Source organism: Rhodoferax sp., assembly GCF_028689305.1.
GTDB lineage: Bacteria > Pseudomonadota > Gammaproteobacteria > Burkholderiales > Burkholderiaceae_C > Rhodoferax.
Genome location: NZ_JAQTWM010000059.1, coordinates 1 through 5,990 on the forward strand (window position 1 = coordinate 1; position 5,990 = coordinate 5,990).

6 protein-coding genes and 1 pseudogene are annotated in these 5,990 nt (G+C 59.0%); 4 read left to right on the forward strand and 3 right to left on the reverse strand.

Annotated features, from left to right (window positions below; all coding sequences use genetic code 11):
* The 4 genes from PHW99_RS12335 to PHW99_RS12350 all read left to right on the forward strand — a co-directional run.
* A partial coding sequence (locus PHW99_RS12335; protein ID WP_300177835.1) for a 4Fe-4S dicluster domain-containing protein occupies positions 1 to 127 on the forward strand: 127 nt, incomplete at its 5' end.
* Positions 128 to 169: 42 nt separating this feature from the next.
* Entirely contained in the window at positions 170 to 565 is a 396-nt protein-coding gene (locus PHW99_RS12340) for a universal stress protein (RefSeq protein ID WP_300177776.1), read from the forward strand.
* A gap of 381 nt (positions 566 to 946) precedes the next feature.
* Positions 947 to 1,999: a substrate-binding domain-containing protein gene (locus PHW99_RS12345; protein ID WP_300177838.1), complete on the forward strand. Its 1,053-nt coding sequence runs from the start codon at positions 947 to 949 to the stop codon at positions 1,997 to 1,999.
* Between the two features lie 21 nt (positions 2,000 to 2,020).
* Positions 2,021 to 3,769 carry an ATP-binding protein gene (locus PHW99_RS12350; RefSeq protein WP_300177779.1) on the forward strand — a complete coding sequence of 583 codons (1,749 nt, stop codon included), beginning with the start codon at positions 2,021 to 2,023 and terminating at the stop codon, positions 3,767 to 3,769.
* A gap of 37 nt (positions 3,770 to 3,806) precedes the next feature.
* Here the strand turns inward: PHW99_RS12350 and PHW99_RS12355 are convergent, their stop codons facing one another.
* From PHW99_RS12355 to PHW99_RS12365, 3 genes and pseudogenes are all read right to left on the reverse strand, one after another.
* Complete coding sequence (locus tag PHW99_RS12355) at positions 3,807 to 4,466, reverse strand: DUF2894 domain-containing protein (RefSeq protein WP_300177782.1); 660 nt, start codon at positions 4,464 to 4,466, stop codon at positions 3,807 to 3,809.
* The gene (locus PHW99_RS12360; protein ID WP_300177785.1) at positions 4,453 to 5,103 is read right to left on the reverse strand and encodes an OmpA family protein; all 651 of its coding nucleotides are present in this window, start codon (positions 5,101 to 5,103) and stop codon (positions 4,453 to 4,455) included. The genes PHW99_RS12355 and PHW99_RS12360 overlap by 14 nt, the downstream gene beginning before the upstream one ends.
* Positions 5,103 to 5,990 (reverse strand): annotated as a pseudogene (locus PHW99_RS12365) (hypothetical protein); the annotation flags it as partial. The gene PHW99_RS12360 and the pseudogene PHW99_RS12365, both read right to left, overlap by 1 nt.

The window sequence follows — 5,990 nt, forward strand, 5'->3', positions numbered from 1 at the left end:
GGATCGGCTGCAGATCAATGCGGCCAACTGTGTGCACTGCAAGACTTGCGACATCAAGGACCCGACCCAGAACATCGTCTGGGTCACCCCGGAAGGCGGCGGCGGGCCCAATTACGCGGACATGTGACTTTCCAGCCTCATTCATCGGTCTGCCACAAGGAGAGAATTCATGACCATACTCGTTGCCTATGTGCCTCGCCCGGAGGGGGATGCTGCCCTGGATAAGGGCATCGACATTGCCAAGCGCCGCCAGGAGCTTCTGGTCGTGGTCAATGCTTCTCCCGGTGGAGGGCAAGCCGATCCTTCCGCAGTTGATGTGACCGATGTCGAGCGAGTTCAGAATATTCTGCAGCGCTCGGGACTGAACGCGGAATTCAGGCAGCTGGTCCGTGGGAAAGATGCCGTCGAGGAAATCGAGACCCTGGTTGATTCGATGCGGGTTTCGCTGCTGATCATCGGCTTGAGGAAACGCTCCGCGGTTGGCAAACTCATTCTGGGCAGTGTGGCCCAGGAGCTTCTGATGTCAGTTCCCTGTCCGGTGCTGGCGGTGAAAGCCGCCAGCTGAAACCGTTCGGGTCCGGTGTTGTGCCGGATCGAATAGGGATTGGCAGGGAGGGGGGGTAGATCGCCACTCTTGATGAATGAATCCAGTCATGGCCATGGGCTCGCGTGATCCATCGCGAGTATTATCTTGTCCAGAAAATCTCCGTGTAACAGGCAATGACCGGGGTGCAACGTTGGCAAGTGGGCTTTGCAAAAAAACTTTTTGCCTGTGACATCCTGGTTTTCACCTTTTTGAGTCTGGATCTCAGCCGTGAACAAACCCAATGGATTGACCTACTTGCACCGTCAAAACAGACGGCATTGGGCCAAGGTCTGGCGCAGGATCACCTGTTGTGTTGTCGTGGCAGGTTTCGCGCCAGTTTTTGTGCTGGCGCAGTCCTCTGTGCCGGCGGACGGTGCAGCCCCTGCACTGTCCATGGCCGACATGCGGCAAAGGGTGGCAGCAGCAGGCCTGCATGGCCAGCCTTGGGATGGCCCTCAATCCGGGCCTGCTGGCGCTCTGGGAAAGTCGGTGGCCATCATCAGTGATGACTTGCGCAACGGCGGCATTCTTGGTGTGGCGCAAGGCATCCAGGAGGCGGCCGGGGTATTGAAGTGGCATGTCAAAGTGTTCGATGCTGGCGGGACTCCCGCCGGGCGGCAAAAGGCCACCGCAGACGCGTTGACCATGCGGCCCGATGGTTTGATCCTCGTCGGCCCGGATACCCGGGCCATACAGCCGTTGTTGGCCCCGTTTGTCAATCAAGGGACGCCCATGGTGGGCTGGCATGTCAGTTCTGCGCCCGGCCCGGTGGCCAACAGTCCAGTGGCCATGAATGTGTCTACCAACCCGCTGGAAGTGGCCCGCATCACGGCCATGGCAGCGGTGACCCTGTCCAATGGGCGGGCCGGTGTGGTGATTTTTACCGACTCTGGTTATGCCATCGCCACGGCCAAGGCCAATGCCATGGCCGAGGTGATCCGCGCCTGCCAGACGTGCAAACTGCTTGAAATTCGCGATGTGGCGATTGCCCGCAATGCCGAACTGATGCCAGCGGTGACCCGTGAGCTTCTGGCCCGTTACGGTGGGCAGTGGACACACGCGCTGGCCGTCAACGACATCTATTTCGATTTTGCCGTGCCGGAGCTCATCAAGGTCGGTCAACCCGGGCGCAAGATCAGTCTTCTGTCGGCGGGAGATGGCAGCGCCTCTGCTTTCATGCGTATTCAGGCCAAAACCTTCCAGACTGGCACGGTGGCGGAACCGCTTAACCTGCATGGCTGGCAGCTGGTGGATGAACTCAACCGCCTGTTCATGCACCAGCCAGTGAGTGGTTATGTCCCTCCGGTTCATTTGGTGACATCCGACAACATTGCCTTTGACGGCGGGCCACGTCTTCAGTACGACCCGGACAATGGGTATCGTCACGTTTACCGTCGCATCTGGAAGCAATAAACACCCTGGAAATAAACCCTGATGTTCAACACATGGTTTTCCCGTTTGCTGCTGCCGCGATCCTTGCGCCGGCAGTTCATTTATGCCTTGTCGACCCTGGCATTTCTGGCTGTGGCTGGTGGGCTCATGGCGCTTTATGCCTTGCGCGTTGCGGTGGACAGCACGCAGCAGCTTGCCGGTGAGCGGCTGGTCCGCATGCAGGATTCCCAGGAACTGGTACAGCGGACCCTGCTGATTGAGCGGGATGTGCACCGGATGCTGGAGGGCCAGTCGCTGGATGCCATGCGCGGCGGCTATGCCGACATCATTGAGCGACTGGCGGTGATCGACCAGCTGGTTGAGCGCCTGGTGAAGGCCAATGACGACATTCGTGTGTTGGCCTTGCACCAGGCGAGTCAGCTTTTTCGCAATACAACCAATATCGTTGCCAGCCTGCGGGAAAGCGTCTTGCAAGCGCAAGCCGACGATTCTGGCCACAGTCCACCGGTGCCTCGAGCGACTGCCGTCAAGCCTTCCGAGCGTCTGGCGCAAGAGGAAAATATCCGGCATTTCCATCTGGAGTTGCAGCGGCAGGCGTCTGCCATGGTCACATCGGCCCAGAGCCTGTCAGCGCACTTTACCCAGGATTACCAGGATGCCCTTGGACAACTGGTTGAGACCTCCCGGCAAAACCAACGCTGGGTGCTGGTTTTGCTGGCTGGCTGTCTGCTGCTGGCGTGGCTGGTAACAAGGTACCTTTTTGGGCAACATGTCTTGAACCGGTTACATCATGTCAGCCACTATCTGCGCTCAGGGGGTGACAGCACCCATGTGGGGCAGCGGGTTCCCGTTGATGGCAGTGATGAGATTGCCCAAATGGCCCGCGCGGTTGAGCTGTTCATGGAAGACCGGCACCAGCTTGCTCTGGTCAACATGACTCTGGAGACCGAGCGAGCCCGGCAAGAGGAACTCATCAAGCAGCTCGCACAGGTTCATGGCCAGCTGTTGCAGTCTGAAAAAATGGCATCCATTGGTCAACTTGCCGCAGGTGTTGCCCACGAGATCAACAACCCCATCGGGTTTGTCACCTCCAATTTGAGCAGCTTGCGCCGCTATGTCGACGACCTCTGCAAAGTGGTGTCTGCTTATGAGGCGGGTGAAAGTGAGCTGCAGGCCCAGACCCGTGCTGCCGTGGACGCACTCAAGCAGGAGATCGACATGGGTTTCCTGCGTCAAGACGTGGCCGATTTGTTGACCGAGTCCATGGACGGCATGCAGCGGGTCAAACGTATTGTTCAGGATCTGATGGACTTTGCCCGCGTTGGAGAGTCCGAGAAACAGTGGGCCAATCTGGAGCGCGGTCTGGACAGCACGCTCAATGTGGTCAGCAACGAACTGAAATACAAGGCCACGGTGGTCAAGGCCTATGGAGACATTCCAGATGTTGAGTGCATACCCTCGCAGCTCAACCAGGTGTTCATGAACCTGTTGATGAACGCGGTCCAGGCGATCGATGTCCACGGCACCATCACTGTGCGCACGGGGCGCGACGGTGGCAAAGTATGGGTGGAAATTCAGGACACCGGTTGCGGCATCAAGCCCGAACACCTGGGCCGGATTTTTGACCCGTTTTTCACCACCAAGGCGGTGGGTAAAGGTTCGGGGCTTGGACTGGCGTTGTCGTATGGCATTGTCAAAAAACATGACGGTGAGATCACCGTCAAGAGTGACGTGGGGGTTGGGTCGGTGTTTCGCGTGACCTTGCCGATCCAGGCGCCAGCGCATGCCTGATGGGCTGGAATCTTCTTCCGGCATCCAGGGCACCGGCTCAATTTTTTTTGATGGACTTTCCTCTGGGCGGCCTTTTGGGCAGGACCCGGCTTTTGGGATCACCTTGATCAAGGTATAGCAAGGTATCGATGTAAGACGTGAATTGGCCTAGGTAGTCCGGCGAGATATCGCGCATCAATGCCAGTGACTGAAGGACCAGCCGATGTGAATTGATCGGTCCGGCATTCTTGGGTGCCTGATCAAGTGCTTGGGCCATGCGTTTGTCAACGCTGAGTTTTGACCAGGTCTGTCTGAAATAACGTGTGGTTTTCAGTTCAGGGTGAGCCGCGCTACTGGCAACACCCAGGTCACCTTCCACCGATTCAGGGAGTTGTTCCGAGATATGGCGGATCAGGCCAGCCAGGGACGAGGCCCGGGTTGGGGGCGCGGCGCGGTCGATGGCCGTTGGGGCATCACGTTGTGCCTGTTCAAAGCGGGTTCTGAACGCCGCCAAAGCCTCTGCCAGCTTGCCATCAAGAAGCTGCCTAGCACGTCCCGAATGGGCTTGAGCGCGTTGAGCCAGCACTGCAATGTAATGCCAGCCGACGGGATCCATCCGATCGGCGCCTTGCACGCGCCAGGCGCTGATCAGTTGGCCGACATCAGCTGGCGGCGCCACGGGCGAAGTCTGAACCATGTCGCGGTCAGGCGCCTTCATGGGGCAGTGGGTTTGAATGGCTGGTTTTGGGCACGGGGGCCATTTCGACACGCCGGTTTTGAGCGCGTGCCGCCTCATCTGTGTTCGGCGTGACCGGTTGCTCGGCACCAAAGGCAGCGGCGAAAACCAGGGCCGATGGCATGCCTTCCTCAATCAAGGCCCGCGTGACGGTCAACGCCCGCTGGGCTGACAGCTCCCAGTTGTCCGCAAACCGGTGGTTGCCCTCGTGGATCGAGCGGTCATCGGTAAAGCCGCTCACCATCAGCATCTCGTTGCGCGAGGCCAGATAACTGCGCAACGGCGGGACCAGGCTGTTCAACAGCTGCCGGCCCTGCGGCTGCAATTGATCCGAATTCAACGCGAACAGGACGCGGCCACTGATGCCTATGCGCCCATTGTTCAGCGTGATCCGTCCCGCGGCCAGCGGAACGGCCAAAGCTTTTTCCAGTGTGAGACGGCGTTGCTCTTCAATCTGGCGTTTTTTCACCTCAGCCTCCAGGTTGGTCGCCAGCTCCAGCTGCACGCCCAGCACAGCCACCAGGATCAACACAAACGCACCCAGCAAACCCGACATCAGGTCGCCAAAGACGGCCCAGACCGGTGCTGTCGACTCGACATGGACATCACTGTCGTCCATCAGATCACCTCTTCGCCTGAGCGTGCTGGTTGACTGGGGAGCTGCCGCAGTTCTTTCATGATTTCCTTTTGCGACATGATGCTCAAATCAATGATTTCACGGGCCTGGGCCACGTAATAAGCCAGCTGTTCGTCACTGCGGGTCATGGACTTGTCCATCGCCCCTTCAATGCGCTGCAGATTGGTGATCAACTTCTCATTGGCGTCGTTGAAGGATTGCACCGCAAAACCGAAGGCTTCACTCAGGCTTGATACTTCAACCGCACTGCAGGTGACATGGGCCGCAATGTCAGAGAGTTTGCTGGTTTCGGTGCTGACCTGCTCGGCAAACTGGTGACCGGCCTGGTCCAGTGTTGCCGCCGATGTGCTGACCAGCGCATCAATCACCGAGCGCTGTTCAGCTGCGGCGTGATTGATGGCGTCCAGCAGGGTGCTCAGCGTGGCCATGATGCGGCCGCGCTCTTCCAGCAGCGCGTTATCGCGCACGATGCTGCTGGACATCTCCTGGCGCAGCTGGCCAATCACGTCGGCTGCAGCACGTGGTGCCTCGGAAGCGGTTTCGATGAGTCGCCTGATAGGGTCTTCCAGCGCCGTGCCCAGTGTTGTCAAATGGTGCGCCAGTGCCGTCTGCAATTCTCCCAGCCGTGCCACTGCGGCCTGGCCCCGCTGCGCTTCTTCGTCCCGGAGCGTCCCGAGTTCGCTGCGCAACAGGCTGGCCAGCTGAGCCATGCGCTCATGGTGTTGTTGGGTTTCGGCAGATTCAGACTCGATGCGGGCATGGATCAAGTCCTGCGCGCAAGCCATCAGGCGTGTGATTTCGCCCAACGTGGTGTTGGCGCTGGTGTGTGCCTGCTGCGTGATGTCCTGTGCAGTTTGGGTCAGCGTCGC

Coding starts and splice junctions, on each gene's coding strand:
- PHW99_RS12340 (WP_300177776.1), top strand. CDS start 170: ATGACCATACTCGTTGCCTATGTGCCTCGCCCGGAGGGGGATGCTGCC.
- PHW99_RS12350 (WP_300177779.1), top strand. CDS start 2,021: ATGTTCAACACATGGTTTTCCCGTTTGCTGCTGCCGCGATCCTTGCGC.
- PHW99_RS12355 (WP_300177782.1), bottom strand. CDS start 4,466: ATGAAGGCGCCTGACCGCGACATGGTTCAGACTTCGCCCGTGGCGCCG.
- PHW99_RS12360 (WP_300177785.1), bottom strand. CDS start 5,103: ATGGACGACAGTGATGTCCATGTCGAGTCGACAGCACCGGTCTGGGCC.